The 24,286-nt window shown below is 61.5% G+C and carries 23 protein-coding genes; 12 read left to right on the forward strand and 11 right to left on the reverse strand.

Translation table 11 applies throughout. The annotated features are described in order from the left end of the window. The first annotated feature begins 107 nt into the window (after nucleotides 1–107). From fliN to LDZ28_RS22185, 7 genes are all read left to right on the forward strand, one after another. Entirely contained in the window at nucleotides 108–485 is a 378-nt protein-coding gene (gene fliN, locus LDZ28_RS22155; protein WP_244830721.1) for a flagellar motor switch protein FliN, read from the forward strand. Beyond that, a complete protein-coding gene (locus LDZ28_RS22160; protein WP_244830723.1) occupies nucleotides 463–861 on the forward strand; it encodes a flagellar biosynthetic protein FliO in 399 nt (132 codons plus the stop codon). The genes fliN and LDZ28_RS22160 overlap by 23 nt, the downstream gene beginning before the upstream one ends. After that, entirely contained in the window at nucleotides 858–1,646 is a 789-nt protein-coding gene (gene fliP / locus LDZ28_RS22165; RefSeq protein WP_244830725.1) for a flagellar type III secretion system pore protein FliP, read from the forward strand. Before LDZ28_RS22160 ends, fliP begins: the two co-directional genes overlap by 4 nt. Further along, nucleotides 1,643–2,410, forward strand: coding sequence for a sigma-70 family RNA polymerase sigma factor (locus LDZ28_RS22170; protein WP_244830727.1), 768 nt, complete (start codon nucleotides 1,643–1,645; stop codon nucleotides 2,408–2,410). Before fliP ends, LDZ28_RS22170 begins: the two co-directional genes overlap by 4 nt. A gap of 2 nt (nucleotides 2,411–2,412) precedes the next feature. Further along, entirely contained in the window at nucleotides 2,413–2,976 is a 564-nt protein-coding gene (locus tag LDZ28_RS22175; protein WP_244830728.1) for a lipopolysaccharide assembly protein LapB, read from the forward strand. A gap of 6 nt (nucleotides 2,977–2,982) precedes the next feature. Further along, a complete protein-coding gene (locus LDZ28_RS22180; protein ID WP_244830729.1) occupies nucleotides 2,983–3,363 on the forward strand; it encodes a hypothetical protein in 381 nt (126 codons plus the stop codon). 305 nt (nucleotides 3,364–3,668) lie between these two features. Further along, a complete protein-coding gene (locus tag LDZ28_RS22185) occupies nucleotides 3,669–4,394 on the forward strand; it encodes a class II aldolase and adducin N-terminal domain-containing protein (RefSeq protein WP_244830730.1) in 726 nt (241 codons plus the stop codon). 66 nt (nucleotides 4,395–4,460) lie between these two features. Here LDZ28_RS22185 and LDZ28_RS22190 read toward each other — a convergent pair whose 3' ends face one another. Further along, entirely contained in the window at nucleotides 4,461–5,453 is a 993-nt protein-coding gene (locus tag LDZ28_RS22190) for a D-2-hydroxyacid dehydrogenase family protein (protein ID WP_244830997.1), read from the reverse strand. Nucleotides 5,454–5,499: 46 nt separating this feature from the next. After that, nucleotides 5,500–6,861, reverse strand: coding sequence for an MFS transporter (locus LDZ28_RS22195; RefSeq protein WP_244830737.1), 1,362 nt, complete (start codon nucleotides 6,859–6,861; stop codon nucleotides 5,500–5,502). A 302-nt stretch (nucleotides 6,862–7,163) separates the two neighbouring features. Between LDZ28_RS22195 and LDZ28_RS22200 the strand changes: the two genes are divergently transcribed. Continuing rightward, nucleotides 7,164–7,928 carry an alpha/beta fold hydrolase gene (locus LDZ28_RS22200; protein WP_244830738.1) on the forward strand — a complete coding sequence of 255 codons (765 nt, stop codon included), beginning with the start codon at nucleotides 7,164–7,166 and terminating at the stop codon, nucleotides 7,926–7,928. A gap of 22 nt (nucleotides 7,929–7,950) precedes the next feature. Here the strand turns inward: LDZ28_RS22200 and LDZ28_RS22205 are convergent, their stop codons facing one another. From LDZ28_RS22205 to LDZ28_RS22230, 6 genes are read right to left on the reverse strand one after another with little or no spacing between them, the layout of a single operon-like run. Beyond that, nucleotides 7,951–8,889 (reverse strand): hydroxymethylglutaryl-CoA lyase, encoded by a 939-nt coding sequence (locus tag LDZ28_RS22205; RefSeq protein ID WP_244830740.1) that lies wholly within the window; start codon nucleotides 8,887–8,889, stop codon nucleotides 7,951–7,953. Between the two features lie 15 nt (nucleotides 8,890–8,904). Further along, a complete protein-coding gene (locus LDZ28_RS22210; protein ID WP_244830742.1) occupies nucleotides 8,905–10,266 on the reverse strand; it encodes an MFS transporter in 1,362 nt (453 codons plus the stop codon). Nucleotides 10,267–10,318: 52 nt separating this feature from the next. Next, the gene (locus tag LDZ28_RS22215) at nucleotides 10,319–11,131 is read right to left on the reverse strand and encodes an enoyl-CoA hydratase-related protein (RefSeq protein WP_244830744.1); all 813 of its coding nucleotides are present in this window, start codon (nucleotides 11,129–11,131) and stop codon (nucleotides 10,319–10,321) included. Beyond that, nucleotides 11,128–12,297, reverse strand: a complete 1,170-nt coding sequence (locus tag LDZ28_RS22220; protein ID WP_244830746.1) for a CaiB/BaiF CoA-transferase family protein — start codon at nucleotides 12,295–12,297, stop codon at nucleotides 11,128–11,130. Before LDZ28_RS22220 ends, LDZ28_RS22215 begins: the two co-directional genes overlap by 4 nt. Further along, a complete protein-coding gene (locus LDZ28_RS22225; RefSeq protein WP_244830748.1) occupies nucleotides 12,294–14,042 on the reverse strand; it encodes a hydantoinase B/oxoprolinase family protein in 1,749 nt (582 codons plus the stop codon). The genes LDZ28_RS22220 and LDZ28_RS22225 overlap by 4 nt, the downstream gene beginning before the upstream one ends. A 16-nt stretch (nucleotides 14,043–14,058) precedes the next feature. Continuing rightward, a complete protein-coding gene (locus LDZ28_RS22230; protein WP_244830751.1) occupies nucleotides 14,059–16,104 on the reverse strand; it encodes a hydantoinase/oxoprolinase family protein in 2,046 nt (681 codons plus the stop codon). 192 nt (nucleotides 16,105–16,296) lie between these two features. On the opposite strand from LDZ28_RS22230, the gene LDZ28_RS22235 reads away from it, so the two are divergent. After that, nucleotides 16,297–17,235: a LysR family transcriptional regulator gene (locus LDZ28_RS22235; RefSeq protein ID WP_244830752.1), complete on the forward strand. Its 939-nt coding sequence runs from the start codon at nucleotides 16,297–16,299 to the stop codon at nucleotides 17,233–17,235. Between the two features lie 99 nt (nucleotides 17,236–17,334). On the opposite strand, the gene LDZ28_RS22240 is transcribed toward LDZ28_RS22235, so the two are convergent. Next, nucleotides 17,335–18,036, reverse strand: coding sequence for a dienelactone hydrolase family protein (locus LDZ28_RS22240; RefSeq protein ID WP_244830753.1), 702 nt, complete (start codon nucleotides 18,034–18,036; stop codon nucleotides 17,335–17,337). Nucleotides 18,037–18,120: 84 nt separating this feature from the next. Further along, nucleotides 18,121–19,611, reverse strand: coding sequence for a mechanosensitive ion channel domain-containing protein (locus LDZ28_RS22245; protein WP_244830760.1), 1,491 nt, complete (start codon nucleotides 19,609–19,611; stop codon nucleotides 18,121–18,123). A gap of 131 nt (nucleotides 19,612–19,742) precedes the next feature. Between LDZ28_RS22245 and LDZ28_RS22250 the strand changes: the two genes are divergently transcribed. Beyond that, the gene (locus LDZ28_RS22250; protein WP_244830761.1) at nucleotides 19,743–21,182 is read left to right on the forward strand and encodes a TldD/PmbA family protein; all 1,440 of its coding nucleotides are present in this window, start codon (nucleotides 19,743–19,745) and stop codon (nucleotides 21,180–21,182) included. Next, the gene (locus LDZ28_RS22255) at nucleotides 21,179–22,501 is read left to right on the forward strand and encodes a TldD/PmbA family protein (RefSeq protein ID WP_244830763.1); all 1,323 of its coding nucleotides are present in this window, start codon (nucleotides 21,179–21,181) and stop codon (nucleotides 22,499–22,501) included. Before LDZ28_RS22250 ends, LDZ28_RS22255 begins: the two co-directional genes overlap by 4 nt. 14 nt (nucleotides 22,502–22,515) lie before the next feature. Here LDZ28_RS22255 and LDZ28_RS22260 read toward each other — a convergent pair whose 3' ends face one another. Beyond that, nucleotides 22,516–23,643: a YbdK family carboxylate-amine ligase gene (locus LDZ28_RS22260; protein WP_244830764.1), complete on the reverse strand. Its 1,128-nt coding sequence runs from the start codon at nucleotides 23,641–23,643 to the stop codon at nucleotides 22,516–22,518. A 216-nt stretch (nucleotides 23,644–23,859) separates the two neighbouring features. Here LDZ28_RS22260 and LDZ28_RS22265 point away from each other — a divergent pair, with 216 nt between their 5' ends. Beyond that, the gene (locus LDZ28_RS22265; protein WP_244830998.1) at nucleotides 23,860–24,234 is read left to right on the forward strand and encodes a DUF4148 domain-containing protein; all 375 of its coding nucleotides are present in this window, start codon (nucleotides 23,860–23,862) and stop codon (nucleotides 24,232–24,234) included. Nucleotides 24,235–24,286 lie beyond the last annotated feature (52 nt).

A 24,286-nucleotide genomic window follows, 5' to 3' on the forward strand; every position in this document is an offset into this window, starting at 1 on the left:
AGAACGTGAACACGCGCGAAAGACCACCGTTCGCATATGGCCGCCTCGGTCGCACCAGCGACAAACTCTCGATTCAATTAGCCACGCCCACATCCCTGTAGAAAAGCATGACGAATTCCGCCCAGAACGCTCGCGCCGCGATGGCGCAAGACGAGGACATGATCACGGTCGATGCAATCGACCTGCCGATGTTCGACCCTTCTTCGAACCCGAACAGTATTTCGTCGCCCAATACGCGCTCGCTCGATCTCGTCGGCGACGTGAAGATCACGCTCGACATTCACCTTGGTTCCGCAACAACATCGATTGGTGAACTGATGGCGCTCACGCCAGGCTCGGTCGTCGAACTTGAACGGCATCTTGGCGATCCGGTGGACGTTTTACTGAACGATCGCGTCGTTGGCCGCGCAGAAATCGTCGCCGTCGGCGACTGCTTCGGCATCCGCATGGTCGAGATACTCAATGGCGCCCGTGGCAGCGTCTGAACTCGCGGCGAGCGCTCCGTCCGCGGCAGCCTGGCGGGGCCTCCCCCTCAAAGACGCCGCCCAGTCCATGCATGCGCTCGGCGGAGTACTGGGGCATGACGGCGTGAGTCCGCTACGAGTCGTCGCGGCGCTCGCATCGTGTCTCTTGGTGGGCATCGTGATCATCGTATTGATGCGGCGAAGCGGACATTTCGCCATTGCCCGGCGCAGCGCCACCGCGTCGCACGTCCGGATACTGCAAAGCGTGCGCCTCAATTCCCGAACCACGCTCTATGTACTGGCTCATGGCGATGTGGAAATCATCATTGCCAGCGACGCAGGCGGCGTCAAGACCCTTCACACCGCTAGCTCATCGAAGCAGGAGCCAAGGCCTTGAACTTCTATCGCCTGATACATACGCTGGCGTTGTGCCTGATCGTTTGTTTTTCGTTTGCAAGCGCGCCACGAGCCGTAGCCCATGCCCGTCCTGCGCAAGCGCAGCCGCTGACTTTCTCCATCTCCGACTCCGTCAGCAAACAGTATTCGGCCGGCGACGCCACCTCGAACACCGTGCGCATGGCCGCGCTTCTGACCGTGCTCAGCGTGGGTCCCGCGCTTGTGATTTCAATGACGGCGTTCATCCGGATCATCGTCGTGTTGTCGATGATCCGTCATGCGTTCGGCATGCCGGAAACACCGCCCACGCCGGTGCTGATCAGCCTTGCGCTCTTCCTTACCGTTTTCGCGATGTTGCCCACGCTCGAGGCCGTCAATCACGATGCTTTTCAACCCTTCATGAGCGGCCATATCGGTCTCAATGACGCGCTGGCGCGAGGTGCCGCGCCCTTGCGCGACTTCATGCTGAGGCAAGTCCGAGACGACGAATTGAAGCTGACGTATGAGTTGTCGGGTAAAGCGCTGCCTCAGACACCTGCGGAAGTGAGCTTGTTGCAATTGACGCCGGCGTTCATCCTCAACGAACTGCGCGTTGCATTTCAGATTGGTTTCGTCGTCTTGCTGCCGTTCTTGTTGATCGACCTCGTGGTATCGAGCGTACTGCTCTCGCTCGGAATGATGATGGTTCCACCGGCAACGATCTCCTTGCCGCTCAAGGTGCTGATGTTCGTGCTCATCGACGGCTGGGGACTCGTGCTGCGCGGCGTCCTGGGCAGCTTCCGATGACGGATCCCGACAGCGAGGCCGTTACGCCTTCTGCTCGTTCGGGCGATGCGCTATTGTGGGAGCGTTTCACAGCCACGCGCTCCGTGGAGGCGCGCGAAGCCATATTTCTGCGCTACATGCCCTACGCTCGCGCGCTCGCGGCGCAGTTGTACGCCGGACGACATCGCAATGACGTGGACTTCAACGATTTCAGACAACTTGCGTTGGTCGGCTTACTGGAAGCAATCGATCGTTTCGATAGCGTGCGGTCCGTTTCCTTCGAGACCTTCTGCACGCAACGCGTCAAGGGCGCGGTGCTGGATGGCGTGCAGAAGCTGACAGATGCACAGGAGCAGATATCGTTCATGCGGCGCGCGCAGCGTGAGCGTATTGCTTCGCTCGAAGATCGATCCGACCGAGACATCGACGCGAAACGCGACACCTTCGACCACTTGACGCAGCTTACCGCCGGGCTCGCAATAGGTTACATGCTCGACGACACCGGCATGCTTGCCGGAGAAGAAGACAAACCAAGCCCGGCGCCTGCGCCATGGCACGGCGTGGCATGGCGACAAACGCGTGACCGTTTGCTCGACGCCGTTTCCGGCATGGTCGAACGTGATCGAAAGATCATTCAGTATCACTATTTCAACGGCATGCGTTTCGAGCAGATCGCGAACATACTAGGCATTAGCCGCGCGCGAGTCTCGCAACTGCATCACGCCGCGCTGGCACACCTGCGTGAAGAGCTCGGCGGCTCACGTCACCTCTATACGATCGGATAACAATGACTGACAACCTGCCTTCGCGTTTGCACGCGCATATCGACGAAATCAGCCATGCGCTGACACGACCGGGTATCGATGGAACACGACTGCTCCACGATGCACTAGAGCGCTTTCCCCACGACGATCGCCTATGGTTTTTTCTCGGCGCGCACCTGGCCAGCGCCGGAGACCAAGATGGAGCGCGCGACGCGTTCGTGCGCTGCCTTGCCGAAAACCCCGAGTTTCACGCTGGTTCATTCATGCTTGGCTTTTTGGAACTCATGACTGGACACGTGGATCGAGCGAAGCATGTCTGGTACCCGCTCGATCAACTTCCCGCGCAAGATTCTTTGAAGCTTGTCGCGCAAGGCTTGACGCTGCTCACCCACGACGATCTGGACGGAGCCTCGGAACAGCTCTCGCGCGCCCTCCAGGCCAATACCGCTTTTCTGCCTTTGAACGGTTATGTGAGCGCGGTACTCGCGGGAATCGAAGAGAGCAAGGCCGACGCAGAAACCGACGGGAAGGTTTCTGCTAATCATTTGCTGCTGGCGGGCTATCTCGGCAGTGTCGCGAGACATTAAGAAGGTATGGAGATGGATTCCGTGTCTACTTTGAATCAGGTCATGGCGCTGTTACGCCAGCAAGCGCGCGGACATGATCGGACGCCAAGCGGCGCCCGCCCGTTGTCCGGTGAGCCAAGCGATCCTTCGAGTCCGTTTGCACATCCGGGCGCCAAGGACGTCGGCTCCACGTTGAAGGAGAAGCTGGCCACACTGCAGGCAAGCGGAGTCACCGATGCGCACACACTCACGCGCTTCGCCGTGGAAACTGTTCTGGACCAGGCGTTCGGTCAGTCTCTGAGAAACGATCCACGATTTCAGGCGATGGTAGATGTGGTTCATCTCGCGCTCATGGACCACGAAAACGGTCGCGCGTTGTTCGAGCGTTTGTTGGCGGGGTTGGCCTGAGCGCTGCACCCTCTGTCCGCTGCGTCGGGAAACAGTATTTCTTCTTTAATTTGATTTGTTAGATTGATCTCGCAGCGAGCCCATGAGGCAAACGCACTTTTTTCATGCGCTAGACGCATGCATCTGCCCGCTGCTCGTCTGCCGCAGCCGGAAACGGAGCACCCGCCGCGAGGAATTCGATCATGGATATGCATCGCACTCAGCGCCAATTTCATCGCGCACAAGCTGCATCAGCATCGAGCTTGAAAAAGCCCGCTATCCATATGATTGCCCGCTCCCTCACCTCGACACCGGATACCCGACTCATGAACGAACGCCAGCTTCGTATCGATCTCGCTGCCGCATTCCGATGCTTCGCCCGGCTGGGCATGCACGAGGCCGTCGCGAATCATTTCAGCGCGGCCGTATCGCCAGATGGACGCAAGTTTCTAATGAACCCGAAGTGGGTGCATTTCTCGCGCATCCGCGCAAGCGACCTGCTGTTGCTCGATGCCGACGACGCCGACGACCTGGCCGGCCGCAACGATATCGATCCCACCGCGTGGGCCATCCACGGACAGCTTCACAAGCTCGCTCCGCATATCCGCGTCGCAATGCATCTGCATCCGATTCACGCTACCGCGCTCGCATGTCTCGTCGACCCGGAGATCAAGCCGGTCGAACAAAACACGGCGCGTTACTTCAATCGCGTTGCGCTCGATACGTCCTTCGGTGGCATGGCCGATACCGCGGCCGAAGGCGCGCGTCTGGCCGGCCTACTCGGTGACAAGTCGCGCTTGATGATGGGAAATCACGGCGTCATGGTGACATCTTCGACCGTTGGTGAAGCGTATGACGACATGTACACACTCGAACGCGCCTGCCAGATTCTGTGCATGGCGTATGCAACGGGACAACCGCTGAAACTGCTGTCGCCAGAAGTCGCCGAGAAGACGGCGCGCGACTGGGAAGGCATCGCGGATTTCTCCCTCGCGCACTTCGAAGAGATGAAGCGCATTCTGGACAACGAAGACCCGTCCTACGCCGACTGAGATGAAGCCGTTTCGCGACACCGCGGCAACTCGAACGGCCTCGCCCAGCGTCGAGGCAAGTACGCTTCAAACGCCGACCGCAGGCTCGTAACCAATCTCTCGCTTGTCGGCGGTGATCACTCGAATGGGCTTGCCTTCGATCCACGCGCGAATATTCTCGACCGATTCGCCATAGTAGATGGCGTACGAGTCCTCGGTCACGTAACCGATGTGGGACGTCGCGATCACGTTGTTCATCGAGCGAAGGGGATGCCCGGCGGGCAGTGGCTCCATATCGTAGACATCGAGCGCCGCGCCCGCAATCTGTCCGCGCTGCAACGCGTCGATCAACGCTCGTTCGTTGACGATGGGTCCGCGCGCCGTGTTCACCAAAAGCGCATTCGGCTTCATGGTGGCGAGTTCCGCCGCGCCTATCAGGTCTCGCGTGCGCTCCGACAAGCGGACGTGAATGGAAAGAATATCGCTTCGTGCAAGCAGTTCTTCCTTTGTCACATAGGTCGCGCCATGCTTGGCGGCCGCCTCCAGCGTCATGTTCTGGCTCCACGCAATCGTCTTCATGCCGAACGCCTGTGCCACGCGGGCGGTCACGCTGCCGGAATAACCCAGCCCGAGAAGACCGATCGTCTTGCCGTTGAGATCGCGGCCGACCGACACTTGCCAGCCTCCTTCGCGAAACGAAGCCGCCTCGCTGGGAATGTGGCGCGCCGCCGCGAGGATGAGCGCCCAGGTGTGCTCCGCCGCAGCCGTCAACGAAGAAGCCGTCGCGCAGACCGTGATACCGAGTTGGTCGGCGGCTTCGATATCGATAGCCGCATTCCACGGCCCCGTGCTCGCAAGCAGCTTCAGGTTCCCGAGCTTCGACAGGACGTTTCGCGTAAAGCGGGTGCGCTCGCGCATGACGCAGAGAATGTCATACGGCCGAAGACGTTCGATGAGTCCCGCTTCGTCATCGATATGATCGGTGAACACATCGATTTCGGCGTGCTCTCGCAAGCCGTTCCAGTTGCCGAACTTGAGCGATGTATTCTGGAAGTCATCGAGAATGGCGATCTTGTGCATGAGCGTCGTGTCTTCGTGAGAATGTATGGAGAGCGTGTCGGTCATCTCAAACCGGCTTGCTTGTCTGCGGCTTGAACCCTACGAGCATGACGATGATCCCGAGGACGAGTATCGCCGTCATCACGTAGAGGCCGCTCACGAGCGTGCCGGTCATCGTCTTGAGCCAGCCGATCACGAATGGGCTGCAAAAGCCGCTGAGCAAGCCGATGCAATTGACGAACGCAATGCTTGCCGCCGCAGCAGGCGAGCCATGAAGATAATCCGCGGCGAGCGACCAGATCAGCACGTTGGTCGCGAAGATGCCGATCGATGCGAAGGTCAGCAAGGCGACGGTCAAGGCCGGCGAGTTTGTCGGATGCGACACGAGAAGCAACGCCACCGCACCCACGACACCGGCGCAGGCCGCGTGCCAGCGCCGTTCGAGCATGCGGTCGGAACTGCGGCTGATAGCCACCATGCCGATAGCGCCCATGGCGTAGGGAATCGTCGAAAGCCAGCCCAATTGCGAGAGGTTCGAGATGCCTGAATCTTTCATGACGGTAGGAAGCCAGAAAGTCACCGAATACGTTCCGCAGACAAACGCAAAGTCGATGAAGGCAAGCATATAGACCTTCGGGTCCGCAAGCGCATCCGCAAGGCGTCCGTGACCGCGATGTTCATTCTTGCGCTTGCGTTCGGTCTCGACGAGAAAGCCGTCGCGAAGCACTTTCTTTTCTGATTCGCTGAGCCAGCGCGCCTTGTCGATATTGTCGTCCAGCAAGAACAACGTGACGATGCCAAGCGCCACGGCCGGCAACGCCTCGACGATATAAAGCCATTGCCATCCCGCCATGTTGGCGACATGCGCGAGTTGCGTCATCGCCCATCCCGAGACGGGACCGCCAACCAGACCCGCGACCGGAAAGCCGACCATGAAGCAGGCGATGATCACGCCGCGCCGCTTCTCCGGAAACCACGAGCTCAGATAAAAGATGACGCCTGGAAAGAAACCCGCCTCGAAGACGCCGAGCAGCAACCGCACGGCGTAGAACTCGGTGACGTTCGTCACGAACGCCGTGCACATACCGACGATTCCCCAGCAGATCATGATGCGCGCAATCGTCTTCTTGGCGCCCACCCGCCTGAGCAACATGGCGCTCGGCACTTCCAGCAGACAGTACGAGAGAAAGAAGATGCCGGCGCCGAGGCCGTAGACGCTGTCGCTGAAACCGAGCGCGTCCTGCATCTGCAGTTTCGCAAAGCCGACATTGATGCGGTCCAGAAAAGCCACGACGTAGCAAACGAACAGCAATGGCACGATGCGAAGCGTGACGCGCAGATAGAGCGCCCGCTCTTCGGCGCTCGACGTCGAGACGGTTGATGATTCGTCGGATACCGCCGGCTCGGGTTCAACAAAGGTACGATTCACAGCGTGTCTCCTTCGTTCGATAGTGTCTCTCTCTATCCCGACGTCTGCGCGGCTTTCAATCGGCTGCCGCTGCGCGGAACCTTGGACCGGTCCAGTGTAAAGAGGCCGCGCTCAGGCGAGATAATGAAACCTTCCGATCAGGTGAGATGCGCGGGTTATATCGGTGATAACCAGTATCGAACGTAATGACAGGCAGCGCGGATTCACTGGCTATTCGCGCTTTACAACTCACGCGCAGCCGTCGCAGAATGCGGCCTTCAGTGCTGACGTTCACGCATGACCGCTTCCGGAGCCAGACATCGATGCATGATTCATCGGCAGAGCAGGTTCGTCCCACCGCACCGCGATACACCTTCGTCCTCATTCATGGCGCGTGGCATGGCGGCTGGTGCTGGCGCTTCGTCGCCGACAAGCTGATCGCGCGCGGTCATCGCGTCTTCGCGCCGACACTGACGGGCTTGGGCGAACGGCGGCATCTGCTGGAAGCCGCGACGTCGCTTGATGTCTGCATCGAAGATATAAAGAATCTGATCGATGCCGAAGAGCTCTCGGACGTCGTCATGGTAGGTCACAGCTTCGGCGGACTGGTGGCTTCGGGCGTCGCGGACCGCATGCCTCACGCGATACGTTCGCTCGTCATGTTGGACGCGTTGCTCGTCGATAACGGGCAAGCTGCTTTCGATGTGCTACCGCCGGAGGTGGTGCGCGAGCGCATGGAATCCGTTCAGGCGAGCGATCAGCCACTGGCGATGCCCGTCAACGGATTGAAGGGCACCGGAATTCCGGAAGATCATGCACGCGCCGCGTGGGTGCAAAGGCGCCTGACGCCTCACCCGCTCGCAACCTACACCACACCGCTCGACTTACAGCATCCGCTCGGCAATGGGCTGCCGTGTACCTACGTGCATTGCACGAACCCTTCATACGAGACGCTCGAACCCGTGCGCGAACGCATCAAGGGTTTGCCCGCGTGGAATTGGGAGACCATCGACACGGGACACGACGCGATGGTGCTCGCGCCGGATCTGCTCGTCGATCTGCTGGAGAAGCTCGCCTTGAACGCGTGAGGGTGAACACCAGCGGCGAGCCCTAAGCCGCCACTGCTTCCCCTGCTCGCACGAACGTCTTCGGCAAGCCTGCACGCGCAATGGCGCCTGTGAATGGTTCGCCCGGCAACCACGCGGCAATCGTCTCGCGTATCGCCAGCAGCTTGTCTATGTCGATGCCCGTGGTCATGCCCTGCGCTTCGAGCATGAACACCGTGTCTTCGGTGTTGATATTGCCCGTGGCGTTCGGCGCGAAGGGACATCCGCCGAGTCCGCCGAGCGAAGAGTCGAACGCACGCACACCCGCATCGAGTGCGGCCATAACGTTGGCCAAACCGAGTCCGCGTGTATCGTGGAAATGACACGCAACCGGCAAGGGCCCCGCAAGCTCCATGACGCGACGCATGAGCGCATAGACCTGCGCGGGATTCGCATAGCCGACCGTATCGGCGATGGTGATCTCCTGCGCGCCCGCCTCGATCAACGTTTCGACCAGCCCGAGCACGATGCCTTCATCCACCTCACCTGCAATGGTGCAGCCGAACGCCGTCGCCACGCCTGCGCCCAGCACGACGCGCCGGCCGAGTTCATCGCGCGCCGCCGCAATGCGCACGAAGTCTTCGACGGATTCCGCCGTGCTGCGCCGAACGTTCTTCAGGTTGTGCTCGTTGCTCGCGGACAGCACGTAGTGGACCTTGTTCAAACCGACATCGAAGGCACGCTGCGCACCCTTCAAGTTCGGCACGAGCGCTGCCGCGTGCAATCCGTCGATGGCAAGCGCGCCCGTCGCCACCTCGACCGCATCGGCGAATTGCGGCACGATCTTCGGCGGCACGAAGGACGTCACTTCGATATCGGTCACGCCCGCATCCACCATGCGCGCGCACCATTCGAGCTTTTGCGCGGCGCCGAGAATGGTGCGGACCATCTGGAGGCCGTCGCGCAAGCCGACTTCACGTATCTGTACTGCTACGTCTTTCATTTTCACTCCCTTCGTTCAGATGGTTGCATCCGGTACGCGTTCACCGCCTTCTTCGGCGCGTCCTTCGCTCACGGGCGCGCTCGATGTGGACGGCGCAAGCACGACAGCCGCGATGGCGCCGAGCACCATCAGCGTGGCAATCGCGCCAAGGCCGCCTGCCATGCTGTTGGTCATCGTCTTGATGGAGCCGATGATCATCGGGCTCACGAAGCCGCCGAGCAGACCCACGCAATTGATCACCGCCACGCCGCCCGCCGCGCCGCTGCCACGGATGTAATCCGTCGAGATTGCCCAGATGAGCGGGTTGGGCGCGAGTATGCCCGCGGTCGCCACCGAGAGCGCCGCAAGCGACAGCGCGAGATTGCCGGTCGTGAACGCCGCGACGACGAGTCCCGCGGCACCGAAGATCATGGCGATGGCGCAATGCCAGCGGCGCTCCATCGTGCGGTCCGAATGACGGTTCAGCATGATGAGCGCGACCCAACTCACGAAATACGGAATGGCGGAATAGCAGCCGATCTGCAACGCGCTCGACACGCCCGCGCTCTTGATGAGCGTCGGCAGCCAGAAGCCGATGGCGAACACGCCGGCAATCTGCGTGAACCACACGAAGCCCATCACGTAGACGCGAAAGTCCGTGAGCGTGCGTCCGAACGTGTGCTCCTCGTGCTTCGCCGACACGCTCGAACTCTTGCGGATATCCGCGAGCACGACGGCCTTTTCGCTTTCCGTGAGCCACTTCGCCTGCTGCGGGCCGTCATCGAGATAAAAGAACGCCACCACGCCCAGCACGGTCGCGGGCAAGCCTTGCACGATGAACATCCATTGCCAGCCGTGCAGACCGAAGTAGCCGTTGAAGTACGTCATGAGCGCACCGGACAGCGGCCCGCCGAACAAGCCCGCAATGCCCGTTGCACACGTGAAGAGCGCGATGACCTTGGCGCGCCGTTCGACCGGATACCAGCGCGTGAGATAAAAGATCACGCCCGGATAAAGTCCCGCTTCGGCAAGCCCGAGAAAAAAGCGCACGGTGTAGAGATGCGAAGGCAGCGTGACGAATGCCGTGCCCGCCGCGATCAAGCCCCACAGGATCATGATGCGTGAGAACGTCCGCTTCACACCGATGCGCGCCAAGAGCAAGTTGCTCGGCACTTCCATCAGCACGTAGCCGAGGAAGAAGATGCCCGCGCCGATGCTGTATGTGAGATCGCTGAAGCCGACATCGTGCTTCATGTCGAGCTGCGCAATGCCTATGTTGATGCGGTCGAGAAACGCGAACACATAGCACAGGAACAGGAACGGGATGAGCCGGCGCGTGATCTTGCCATACGTCGCTTCGGCTTTCGGCATGTCGAAGCTGCCGATGTTGGGGGTCATGTCTGTCTCCTCCGGTTATCCGGGTATAGGTATGCCGGCTGTTGCGTTCGAACTAAACGCCCTTGAATCGCGGTGCGCGCTTCTCGTTGTACGCGCTGATGCCTTCTAAACGGTCCGCCGTCGGAATCAGCCGGTTATAGGCTTCGATTTCCAGATACAGGCCCGTGCGCAAGTCGCCCTGCATGCCGAGGTCGACCGCCTTCTTGGCTTGCGCCACGGACAGCGGTGCGCTCGTGCAGATGTCGCGGGCGGCGTCGATGGCATCGGCGAGCACGCGGCCCGGCTCGCAAAGACGATTGACGACGCCCCACGCCAATGCTTCCTGCGCCGTGAATTTCGCTCCCCGGAAGATCAGCTCCTTCGCGCGGCGGGCGCCGATGGTGCGCGGCAATTGCTGCGTGCCGCCGCCGCCCGGCATGATGCCGCGCTTCACTTCGGTGAAGCCGAAAACGGCATGTTCCGATGCATACGCGAAATCGCAGGCGAGCAGCAGTTCGAGTCCGCCCGCGACCGCCGCGCCGTTCGCCGCGCAGATGATCGGCACGGGGCAATAGGTGATCGCGCGGTTCATGCGTTCGAACAAATAGTGCTGCACGCCGAAGTGCTCGTCGGTCATGCCTTCGCGTTCCTTGAGATCCGCGCCGCCGCAAAACGCACGCTCTCCCGCGCCCGTCAGAATGACGCAGCGATAGAGCGTGGGATCGGCTTCCAGCGCGCCGAAAACGCGGATGATCTCTTGTCCCATCGTCGTGCTGATCGCGTTCGACACATTCGGGCGGTTCAGGGTGACGACGAGAATTTGCTGATCGATGTCTTCGAGCGACAGCGTGTCGAGCGCGCCGCCAAGTTGCGATGCGAGTTTCAAGATGTCTCCAGTGGCGTCTTCGCCAGCAGATGGTTATGTTCGCCGAGCTTGGGCGTGATGCCCACATGCGCGGGCCGTGCCCCGCCGAACGATATCGGCACGCCGACGACCGTGGCCGCGCCATCGTCGGTCGTGCGCAAGAGGTCGAGCGCTTTCGTCTGCTCGTGCGCGACCACCTGATCGATGGTCTGGATGGGCCCGCACGGAATGCCCGCCCCGTCGAGCGCTTCGAGCCAGTGCGCGGTTCCGTGCTTGCGAAACTCGAGATGCAGCAAGTCGATGAGCGCGACGCGATGGCTCACGCGCGCGCCGTTGGTCACGAAGCGTGCATCGTCGGCGAGTGTCGGGATAGACAATACGGTGCAAAGGCGGCGGAACAATCGGTCGTTACCGGCCGCGACCATGATCGTGCCATCCGCGCATTCGAACGCCTGATGCGGCACGATCGCAGCCGTTCCCGATCCCCAACGGCCCGGCAGCACGCCGGAGGCGAGATAATCCGCGATCTGAATGCCGGCCCAGCTGATCGCGGTTTCGTACAGCGACACGGTGACGACCTCGCCCACGCCAGTCGTCTGGCGTCGGAAGAGCGCGGCCAACACGCCGATTGCCGCCCACAAGCCGGTGCCCATGTCGTTGACCGACACTGGTATGCGCGAGAGCGGCTCGCCCGGCTGACCCAGAAAACTCATGAGACCCGAAAGCGCCTGCACGAGCGGATCGTAGCCGGGCTTGTCGCGCAGCGGTCCCGCCGTGCCGAACGCGCCGAGATTGCAATAGACGAGCGAGGGCTTCATGCGCAGCATCTGCTCGCCGCCTAGGCCGTACTTCTCCGTGCCGCCGGCCTTGAGATTCTGCAGAACGACATCGGCGCGGCGCTCGATCAGCGCACGCAATGCCTCCGCGTCGTCGCGATTCGATAGCGTCATCGCAATGCTCTTCTTGCCGTGGTTCACCGCATGAAACAGCGCGGCGGCGCCATCGACGAAGGGCGGGCCCCAGTCGCGCGCATAGTCGCCGCCTTCCGCGCTTTCGATCTTGATGACCTCCGCGCCCAACGAGCCGAGGATCATGCCCGCATAGGGCGCGGCAAGACTATGGCCGATCTCGACCACGCACACGCCCGCGAGCGGCAAGGTCGGGCTCATGGCTTCGCCCGCGCTCATTCCGCCGCCACCGCGAGCGATGCCACTGCCGGCTCTTCCGCTGCCGGCTGTGCGCTCGGACCGTAGCGTTGCGCGGCGGCTTCGGCGCTGACGTAACCATCGGCGATATCGGCTGCCACGAGCAACGGATCGCGCTCGTGCGGATCGCCATAACCACCGCTGCCTGCCGGCTGCACCGATACGCGATCGCCGCGATACACCACCGTCTGTCCGCCCTTCGCCGCGACCGCGTGCTCGCTGCCGTCCGCCCGCTGCACGATGCATTGAAAGCGCGTGCCCGCCATCCCGCCAAAATGGCCTTCGGGCGCCGAGCGTCCGCGTTCGCCGGAGACGGTGAAGGTCGCCTCGTCGTATTCGACACGATAGACGCGCCGCGACGTCAGGCCGCCGCGTCTGCGTCCCGCGCCGCCGCTGTCGGTCACGAGCGACCATTCCTCGACGACGAGCGGCGATGTCGCCTCGATCATCTCGATGGACTGGCTGCCCGCGTTGCCCACGTACACACGCACACCGCTCACGCCATCCTTCTCGGCGCGCGCGCCCATGCCGCCCGCGTGGACGTCGTGCATCGTGACGAACTCCTGGCCGGTGCGGCCAATGCGCGCCGGGTCCGTGTCGCGTCCGCTGAAGATGCCCGCGCACGACGCGCAGTTGCTTTGCCCCGTGATGCGCTTGGGCACCGCGGGCGCGAGTGCCTTCAGAAGCAGATCGATCACGCGTGGCGACGTTTCCGTATTGCCCGACACGACCGAGGCCGGATAGCGGCAGTTCAGCACGCTGCCTTCGGGCGCGATGATCGTCACCGGCCGATAGCAACCCTGATTGATCGGAATGCCCGGGTCGGTCAGCGCCTTTACCGTGAACCAGGTGCTGTTGCAGGTGACCGACAGCGGACAGTTGATGCCGCCGCGCACTTGCGCGCCGGTGCCGGTGTAATCGAACGTGATGTGATCGCCCGTCTTCGTCACCTTGACCTTGAGAAGCGGACGCTCCTGCTTCCAGCCCGGCGCTTCGATCGGATCGAGATACTCCTCGGCTTCGTAGACGCCATCGGGAATACGCGCTATTTCCGCGCGAATCAGCTTCTCCGAGTGATCGAGGCTCTGGCTCATCACGTCGCGCAAGGCGTCGGCGCCATACTTCGCAACCAGATCGCCGATACGCCGATCGCCGACGAACGTGCCCGCGTATTGCGCCTGAATGTCGAGCCGTAACTCGTGCGCATTGCGGCTATTGCGCGTGAGCAGGTTGAGCATGTCCTGCACAGGCTCGTCATTGCGATACAGAAACACCGGCGGAATGCGGATACCTTCCGCGAACACGTCCCATGTGGTGACCGTATAGCTGCCCGGAGACTGCCCGCCGATATCGGTCCAGTGGCCGCGCGTCATCACGAAGGCGACGATCTTGCCATCGGCGAAAACGGGACGCGTGAACTGCACGTCCGGTTGATGATTGCCGCCGCCGACATACGCGTCGTTGCTGACGATGACATCTCCGGGGCGCAAGTTCTCGCGTCCCATCGCCTCCACCGAGACGCGCGTCGAGATGACGGCGGAGCCGAGCATCGTCGGAATGTCGTTGCCTTGCGCGACGAGCTGCATGTCGGCGTCGAAGATCGCGGCGGACGAGTCGCCGCTCGCATGCATGAGCGGGCTGCCGGCGGTGCGCATCATCGCGATCTTCATTTCACGCGCGACGGCGAAGAGACTGCTGCGGATGATTTCGTAAGTAACAATATCCATGAGGATGTCCGTTTATTCAGGCTGCCAGTTCGATGACGAGATTCAGATCGGGATCGACGCGCGCGACGTGCGACGCCTTGAGCACGGCGCAACTGCTGTGCTCTTCGATGACGGCGGGCCCTTCGATCGTCGCGCCTATGGGAATCTCCATGCGCGCGAACACGGGAAGCGTGCGCACGCCGCCGTCGAAATAGACCTCGCGCGTACGCACCGGCTTCGGCATCGCGCCGCCCTTGCTGCTTGCGACGCCGCCGCGCCAACCCGTCGTCGTGACGAGTTGCAGACGCACGTTGGCGACCACGACCGGCTTGTCCTTGCTGATGAAATTCCATTGCCGCTGATGCGCGGTTTCGAAGGTTTGCGCAAGCGCGGCGCGAATGCCTTGCGCATCGCCCTGCACTTCGACGGTGATGACATCGGGCTGACCGGCATAGCGGCAATCCGCGAGACGCACCACTTTCACGCCGTCTGCATCGACACCATGACGTTGCAGCTCTTGCATGCCTTCGGCGGTGAGTTCGTCGAGCGCATGCTGCAAGGTGGCGTCGTCGATCATCGCGAGATCGCTTTCCAGCGGGCGCTGATAGTCGTATTGCTGGTCCGCGACCGTCATGCCGAATGCGCTGAAAAGCCCCGGCAGCGGCGGAATCACGACTCTTCGAATGCCCATCTCGTGCGCCAGATCGACCGCGTGCACCGGCCCCGCGCCGCCGTAACAGATGTACGAAAATTCGCGCGGATCGTAGCCGCGTTCCACCGTCATGATGCGGATGGCTTGGGCCATCAGTGCATTGGCCACCGAGCGCACGACTTGCGCAGCTTCCGGCACCGAGACGCCGAGCGGCTTGGCGATGACCTCTTCGACCACGCGCCACGCCGCCTGTGCGTCCAGTTTGAATTCGCCACCGAGGAAGCTGTCGGGATCGATATAGCCGAGCACGAGATTGCAGTCGGTCACGGTCGGACGCGTGCCGCCGCGCCCATAGCACGCAGGGCCCGGATCCGCGCCCGCGCTTTCGGGACCGATCCGCACGCCGCCGCCCGCATCGATCCAGACGATAGAGCCGCCGCCCGCGCCCACCGAGTCGATATCGATGCTGGGCGAGCGCACGGTATAGGTATGCAGCAGGCTTTTGTTGCGCAGCTCAGGTCGAAACTCGCGGATCAGCGATACGTCGAACGTGGTGCCGCCCATGTCGCCGAGAATCGCGTTCTTGAGATCGCTTTTCTCGCAGTTGCGGATGGCCGCGGAGACGCCGCCCGCGGGACCGGATTCGAGCAGCACGATCGGCTTGTCGGCGACCATCGCGGGGCTTGCCAGACCGCCGTTCGACTGCATGAAGAGGAACTTGCCCGCGAAGCCGTGTTGCGCGAGCGTGTTGATGAGCCTGCCGATATACCGGCCGCAGACCGGACCGAGCATTGCGTTGATGACGGTCGAGCTCGTGCGCTCGTATTCCATCGCTTCGGGATTGACCTCGTGCGATGCGCAAATGAAGCGGTCGGGCAGCAAGCGGCGCAACGTATCGACGGCTTCGCGCTCGTGCTGCGGATTCACATGCGCATGCAGGAAGCACACGGCGACGGCTTCGATATCCGACTCGCGAATCTGTGCGGCAAGGGCTTCGAGTCCGGCGTGATCGAGCGGCATTTCCATGCTGCCGTCGTAACGCAGACGCTCGCCGACTTCGAGCCGCCAGCGCCGCTCGACGAGCGGACGCGGATTGTCGAACAGCAGATCGTATAGATCCGCGCGGTCGTGACGCGACACGCGCCGCAGTTCGAGGATGTCGCGAAAGCCGCGCGTCGTGACGAGTGCGGTTTTAGCGCCCGTGCCTTCCACGACCATGTTGGTCGCCATCGTCGTGCCGTGGCCGAGAAAGGCGACGTCTTCGCTTTGCGTGCCTGAAAGCTCCAGAATCTTGAGAAAGCCTTCGATCGTTCCGACGACGCGATCCTTCGGCGTCGTCGGCACCTTGGTCGACCAGATTTGCCCCGTTTGGTCATCCACCATCACGACATCGGTGAAGGTGCCGCCGACGTCGATACCGATTCTTTTCAATTTGCTTCTCTCCATAGGGATGCATGATTCATCACGCCGCCCGCTTGTTCGCTTGCTCGTTCGTCGATCAATGCGGCTATGATCGAGCCGCGTGGCCGAGCATGGGCGGCGACGTCTGAGCCAGTGTAGGGAGAGAACGCCCTGGCCAGATAATGAAACCTTCGGATCAGGTGACAGGCTGGAGTTATATCGGTGATAACCAGTATCGATGCGATTTTGCGTAGATTGCGCGGCAATCACATTGCGTTGTTGATCGCGCTGGACGACCACGGCTCGCTGCGCAAGGCGGCGCATCAGGTCTCGCTTTCACAGCCCGCCACGACCAAGTCGCTGCGCGAGATCGAGTCTTTGTTCGGCGCGGAGCTTTTCGCGCGCTCGCCGCGCGGCATCGTGCCGAACGAACTCGGCCGCTGTGTGATTCGCCATGCGCGCGCGGTCCGTTCGGAGATCGGCGCATTACGCGATGAACTCGCGGCCCTCTTGCGCGGCGGCGGCGGCACGCTCGCGGTCGGCGCGGTCATGGGCTCGGTCCCCGTATGGCTCACGCCCGTGCTGCGAGAGTTGCGGGGCATTCAGCCGGATATTTCCGTCGAGGTCTGGGAGGACAACAGTGCGCGGCTCTTGTCGATGCTCGATCAGCGGCTGCTCGATCTCGTGATCGGTCGGCCGAGCATCAGCGTTCATCCCGAGGCTTACGACTTCATTCCGCTCGAAGTGGAGGAAGTGTGTTTCGTCGTCGATGGCGCGGACCCGCTGGCCACGGACGCGAACGTGACGTTCGCGGGCATCGGCGAGAATCCGTGGATCGTCCCTCAGGCCACCCTGCCAATGCGCTCGCTTCTCGAACAGCTATTCGACGATGCGCAAGTGCCCTTCCCGCGCTATGCGATCGAGACGTCATCGACGTTCGCGACCTTGTCGCTCTTGCGCTCCGGCGCGGGGACGGTGGGATTGATGCCGCTCAAGGTGGCGAGATACTTCGAGGAACATGGACTGGTGGCGGTGCTGCCCATACGAATCGACAGGACAGGCGCGCCTTATGGAATTGCCACGCGGCGTGGGGCGACGCTTACGCAGCCGGTGCAGCGGTTCATCGAGTTGTGTGTCGCGAAGCGGGACGCAATGACGTAAGTGGGAAGTCGAAGCCGTGCGGTGGGTGCGTGTGCCTGGCGATGATGGCGAACATTTCCACCGATGCCAAAGACCTCCACCAACACGCAGCCCGACAACTCAAGTCCCCGCCAGCTCGCGCCGAAACAAGTCATAGGTCCGTTCATTCGCAAGCTCTGCCGCGGCCGCATCGTAATGCAAACCTGTGTGCCGCGCGAACGCATGACTGCATCCGGGATACGCGTACACCGTCACATTCGTCCTGTCTTTCATCACCGCCTTGATTGCGGCCTGTGCATCCGTCGATATGAATTCGTCTTCGGTACCGAGATGCATGATCATCGGCGCTCGTATGCTGTCTGCTTCGCCCAAGTACTGATCAGTCTGACCGCCGTAATAAGCCGCGGCGGCATCGACACCCTCGCGTGCGGTCGTCAGGAAAGTCATCAGACCGCCGAGGCAAAAGCCCATCAACCCGCACTTACCGTTCGACTCGGGCAAGGCACGTCCCATGGCAACCGTGGCGCCGACATCTCGAACACCCAGATCGATGTCGAATGCCTGATAGAGCGCAAAGCCCTTTTTCCATTCCTCCTCGGACCAGCTATTCAATTCGACGCCCGGTTCTAGCCGCCAGAAGAGATCGGGACACAGCGCGATGAATCCTTGCCTCGCCAACTCCTGACATGTTTCCCGCATGTCCGCGTTGATGCCGAAAATTTCAGGCAGCACCACGACGGCGGGCGCCGGCGTGTTGGCGGGAAGTTCGACATAAACGGCGAAGGTGCCATCGTCGGTATGCAGTTGCCTATATTCGCCCATGAGATACCTCTCCAAGAGATTTCAAAAGATGCCGAAGGATGGCCTCGTTCAACGCGACTACGTGTCTTCGCTCAAACGCCTCTTCTAAGCGGACTTGTCGGTCTGCTTGACCTGAGAAGCTTCTTGCAACGCGTGCCGAAACCAGACCTTGTCCAACAACCACTGAAACAGCGATGTGCCTTTTTCTTCTTCCACCGGCATGGGATTCGTCAACTGGCCGAGCTTGTCCTGACGATAAGCGAGGAGCTGACACAACTGCTTCGCGACGTCCCGATGATCTTTCAGGAACGACGTCATATCGTCCTTACCGAGTTGATATAGCACTACGGGTGTGAGCGTCGAGATGGATACGTGCATCGGCAAACCGGCAAGCAGCCCGGCCTCCCCGAAGGCCTCTCCAGGACCGACGCGGGCAACTTCGCGATCTCCTGTCGCTTCGTGATAAGTGACCGACAGCACACCCGAATGAACGATAGAGAGACTGTCGGGCACCGTGTCAGGCGCGAGTATCTGCTGCCTTGCCTGATACTCGTGCCGCAAGAGCCGCTTGGCAAGCCGCTCTATTTCATCGCTCGTCAGACTGTCGAACAGGCTCACGCGTCTGAGCAAGGCTTCTCGTACATCGTGCGCGGTCACGGCGGGCGCGGGAATGCCGAGCGCGCGCAGCGCCACGGACGAAGCCGCGAGATGCCGGTAACAAAGATCGAACAACTCGTTGGATACGGATGACTTCTTGTTCATGTCATCGACGAACGCCACGACTTCGTATTGCACCGAATTGAGCGTGGCGCGCTTCATCCGCGCATAAGGTGCGGGGCTGTCGAGAATGACATTGCAGCCGGTCAGGGCACGGCCCAAGGCATCGAGCACGGTCTTTGGCCGGGCTTCGGGATCGATCTCGAGAATGAGAGAGATTCCGTGGATGTTCGCCGGCCTGCTGTTATTCGAAATCTTGGCTTTCGATGCAACCGCGTTAGGCACGATAAGCGTATTGCCCTGGCCCGTGAGCAAATGCGTGGCGCGCCAGTTCATTTCGATCACTTTGCCTTCGACGTCATCGATCAAGACCCAGTCGCCAACCGAATAAGGCTCCGTGGTGTTGAGCACGATGCCCGCGAACACGTCGCTCAACGTGCTTTGAATGGCGAGACCGAGCACGATGGCGAGCGCGCCCGACGTCGCAACCAGCCCGCGTACCGGCAATTCGAGCACGAAGCCGAGCGCTGCCACGGCCGCTGCGAGAAAGACCACCGCACCGAACACATCTGAAAATAGCCGCTGCTTGCGCCAGGCGCGCGGCAACAGCAAGGTGTCGAGCGAAAGCGTGAGCAACCGCGCGCCCGTCAGCCACCAGATGATTTCGAGCACTTGTCCAAGCCAGTGCAATTCGACGACGGCAGCGTAAGGCGCCTGAGTGAACGGATTCAGGTCAGAGGAAAAGAGGTCCCAGCTCAACGCGACGAAAAGCGCGAGCCGTATGAACAGCCGCGCGAGGTCTTGCGTGGGCAGACGCGCGCGCCACACGACGACATCCAGCGCGACGATAGCGAAGCCCAGTATGAGTGGGTATTTCACAGGGGCATCCTCGAATGACGACATCGAGAGGATACACATCCGCAAACGCGCGTGCGTTGGTCCGTGCCATGGCATATTAACGCTGCCTGCGCACGCATTTGCGCACCCGACGGTAAAAACACGGAAGCGATATGAACGGTCCATCACTCGACGAGCACGTTCGCGCCCTTTCCAGCGAAGCGGACTTCCACTCGGTGCGCTTCGTCGATGAACGCACGGACGATCACAAGGTCCGCAACGACGTGATCCAGCCACTTCGCACCGCGCGCGATCGCGGCGCAATGCTCACTGCATGGCACGGCGCCGGCGCGGGCTATGCGGCGACCGCCGACTTGTCCCCGGCTGGCTTGCAGGCGGCGCTCGACCTCGCCACGCGCCGCGCCAAGGCAAGCGCACGCGTCTCGCTCGTCGATCACAGGCTCGCCGCGCGTCCATCGCAAAGCGGCGAATACGCGTCGCCCGGCATCGAGGCCACGCTGCCGGCGCGGCGCGAATGGCTTGAACGGCTCGCGGAAGAATGCGCCGCGGCGAGCATCGACCCGCGTATCGTCGAGCGCACCGCGTCCATGCAGGTCATCGAAAGCGAACAAACCTTGATCACAAGCGACGGCGTTCGCATCGAGCAGCGTTTCCGGTTCGCCATGCCGCAATTCGCGGTCGCGGCGCACGCCCACGGCGATACCCAAGTCCGCACGCTGGGCGGCGATTACGGAACCATCGCGCAAGGCGGCGTCGAAATCCTCGATCGCTTCGCTTTCGATGGCGCCGGCGAGCGGCTGGCCAACGAAGCGCTCGCGCTTCTCGCCGCGCCGAACTGCCCGAGCGGCGTGCGCGACCTGCTTCTCATGCCCGATCAGATGATGCTGCAAATCCATGAGTCGATCGGTCATCCGCTCGAACTCGACCGCATTCTCGGCGACGAACGCAACTTCGCCGGATCGAGCTTCGTGAAGCCCGAGTTCTTCGGCACCTACCAATATGGCTCGCCGCTCTTGAACGTGACGTTCGATCCCGACGTGGCCGCTGAGGTCGCCACCTACGCATTCGACGACGACGGCGCCGCTGCGAGCAAACACCATCTGATCCGCAACGGCGTGCTCGAACGCGCGCTCGGCGGCACGCTCTCGCAACAACGCGCGGGCATCGGCGGGGTCGCGAATTCGCGGGCATCGAGCTGGAACCGCCCGCCTATCGACCGAATGGCGAACCTCAATATCGAAGCTGGCGAGAGTACGCTCGACGAGATGATCGCGAACATCGAACAGGGCATTCTGATGCGCACGAACACCTCGTGGTCCATCGACGACTATCGCAACAAGTTTCAATTCGGCTGCGAGTTCGGGCAACTGATCGAGAATGGCCGGCTTAAGCAAGTGGTTCGCCAACCGGGCTATCGCGGCATTTCGGCGAATTTCTGGCGCAGCCTGGTCGCGGTCGGCAACGAAGCAACGCGCGGCATCTACGGCACGGCAATGTGCGGCAAGGGTGAGCCAATGCAGATCGTGCGCGTGGGCCATGCATCGCCTGCATGCGTGTTCAGCAACGTGGATGTGTTCGGAGGCACGCGATGACGGCCGCCGCGGCAAACTGGGAACATCGCTTCATGCGGCTCGCGGATGTCGTCGAGCGTCGGCTCGTCACAGGCGAAGTGGCATTGACCACACTTGCCGCCGAGGAATCGGACTTCGTGCGCTTCAATGCAAGCAAGGTCCGTCAGATCGGGCACGTCTCGCAGGGCGCGTTGACGCTGCGGCTCATCAGGAACGAGCGCCAGGCTTATTCGACGCTCACGATAAGCGGCGACGCGCATACCGACGACGAAGCCATCGCCGGGACGCTCGCCGCGCTGCGGGCCGCGCTCGAAGACGCCAGCGCCGATCCGCATTTGCTCGTCGATACGGCGACATGGACCCAGGCCACTCGACGACGCGGCACGCTGCCGGAGATCGAATCGCTCTTGAGCGTGGTCGAACGATGCGCGGCACGGCTCGACTTCGTCGGCTTCTATGCCGGTGGATCGATGGCGCGCGGCTTTGCATCGTCGAATGGGAACCGTGGCTGGCATGAACTCGACAACTTCAACTTCAGCTGGTCGCTTTACGATGCAAGCGGACGCGCAATCAAGACGACCTACGCGGGCGAGCAATGGAGCGACGAAGTCTTCGCAAGAAAAGTCGAAGAGGCCGCGGCGCGCATGCCGGTGTTGGCCCGGCCCGCGCGCACGCTTGCGCCGGGGAATTATCGTGCATGGCTCGCGCCGGCCGCGCTTGCCGAACTCATCGGCACGGCGTCCTTTACGGCGTTTTCGGCACGCAAGCAGGCAACATCGCGTAGCGAGTTTCATCGCCTGAATAGCGGCGAGGCTTCGCTGGACGAACGCGTCACGCTCACCGAGGACATCGGTCTCGGCATTACACCGGGCTTTAGTGAAGACGGCTACGAGCGCGAGACCGTCCCGCTTATTCGAGCCGGCCGCGGCGCGCAGCAACTCACCAGCGCGCGCACGGCCCGCGAATACGGCTTGCGTCCCAACGGCGCGCCCGCGAATGAGATGCCCATATCGCTTTCGATGCAAGGCGGCGATCTCGCCGACAGCGACGTGCTCGCCGCGCTCGACACCGGTCTTTATGTCGGTAACCTGTGGTACGTGAACTTCTCCGACCGGATGGATTGCCGCATGACCGGCATGACGCGCTTTGCCACGTTCTGGGTGGAGCATGGCGAGATCGTCGCGCCCATCGAAGCCATGCGCTTCGACGACAGCCTTTATCGGCTGCTAGGAAGCGAACTCGACCGGATAGGCGCCACGCCCGAACTCCTGTTGAACGACTCGACAGGGGGCCTGCAATTGCCAGGAGTGCTGGTGCGCGGTTTCAGGCTAACGCTTTAGTCATTGCCTTGAGTTCATTCGAGCGTCTGCGCGCCACGCCATATCTGACATTGCTGCCGCACGACTTCATGCAAGGAGTCATGCGCGCCATAGACGCGGCGCAACCACGTGGCATCGCTCGTGCCGGTCGTCACCGCACGCCTGATCGATTCGAGGCCTGCTTGGCCGCCGAGAGCCTGAGCGTGGTCGCTGATCGCATCGAGCGTGGCGAGGATGTCGTCTCTGATTGGTTTGCTTTGCCCCGTCTCCGGATTCACGCATGTTGCATCGAGACCAAAGCGGCAAGCCATGAACCGGTTCGTCCGATAAACCTCGTAGTCGCGTTCACTCAGCGTCAAGGGTTTATCGATCAGCAGATAGCGCGAAAGCGCCTGAATGTAAGCTGCGATGGCGGCGGCTCGTTCCACGCGTAACGGCGTATCCATGACGCGTACTTCGATCGTTCCGAATCCAGGACTCGGACGAATGTCCCAGTAAAAGTCCTTCAGACTCTTGACGAGACCCGTGTTGGTCATGCGCTCGAAGTACTGTTCGAACTCGCTCCACTTCGTCACGAAGGGCGCCTGGCCCGACAAGGGGAACGGCGCGACCGAATTGAGTCTTGCGCACTGGAACTGCGTGTCGCTGCCTTGCACGAACGGCGAGGAAGCGGCGAGCGCGATGAAGTGCGGGACGTAGCGCGAGAGCGAGTGCAGTAGGACGAGCGCCGAGTCGGCGTCCGGGCAACCGACATGCACGTGCTGACCGAAGATGGTGAACTGCTGATAAAGCGCCCCGTATAGGCCCATGAGATATTCGGAGCGTTCGCGTCCATCGGAACGTTGGTCGTACCAATTCTGGAAGAAGTTGGTGCCGCCACCGCATACGCCGACGTTGAGAAAGTCGGCGGCGCGAACGAGCGTATCGCGAAGCACCTGCAACTCGTTACTGACCTGGTCGAAGTTCCGGCACACGCCAGTGGAGAGTTCGATCATCCCTTCGGTCGTCTCGGGGTCGATGGCCCCCGCGAAGGTTTCCTCTCGAACGCGGTTCAACAACTCCGTGGTCGCCTTCGTCAGGTTGTAGTCATGCGTATTGACGACCTGGACTTCCAGTTCGACGCCAATCGTGAACGGTTCTGATGATGCAAACGGCTGCAACATAGGGTGTCCTGTCATTCGAACGAAAGAACGGCGGCAAGGCGATTTTACGCGAGCGCGTCCGATGCAACGGCGTCATCGGCTATTGAGGGTTAACGCGTATTTAACAATAATTACTTGTTCAGTCCGCACTTAATTCCCAAGCACGTGCCGCCTAGACTTCAAGCACTGAAACGCAAACGGGTGTTTGCGCAAAAACGAAGCCTGGAGGTAAGCATCATGAAACTCGTTCAATCGCTCATCGTTGCCGCTGCTCTTGCAATCCCTGCCGTGTCGTCGTTCGCTCAAACGAACCAGCCGGTGACTCGCGCTGAAGTGAAGGCGCAACTGGTTCAACTCGAAAAAGCCGGCTACAACCCCACCGGCGATCAAACGCAATATCCGGCCAATATTCAAGCCGCGGAAGCTCGTGTGAACGCCCAAGGCAATAACGCAACGGATGTCGGCGGCGCCGCGGATGGCACATCGGCTTCGGGCGCACACCATACGCTGCGCAATTTCGACCATGCAGTGGCTCGCGTGGGACACAAGATCAGCGCTTCCGTCCGTCCGGATGCCAACGACGGCATGAAGCCTGTATTCTTTGGCTCCTGATCTGTTCAGTTGTTTTCGTTCAAGGTCTGGCGCGCAATCGTCTTGTGCGCCT

The organism is Caballeronia sp. TF1N1 (genome assembly GCF_022878925.1).
Classification (GTDB): domain Bacteria; phylum Pseudomonadota; class Gammaproteobacteria; order Burkholderiales; family Burkholderiaceae; genus Caballeronia.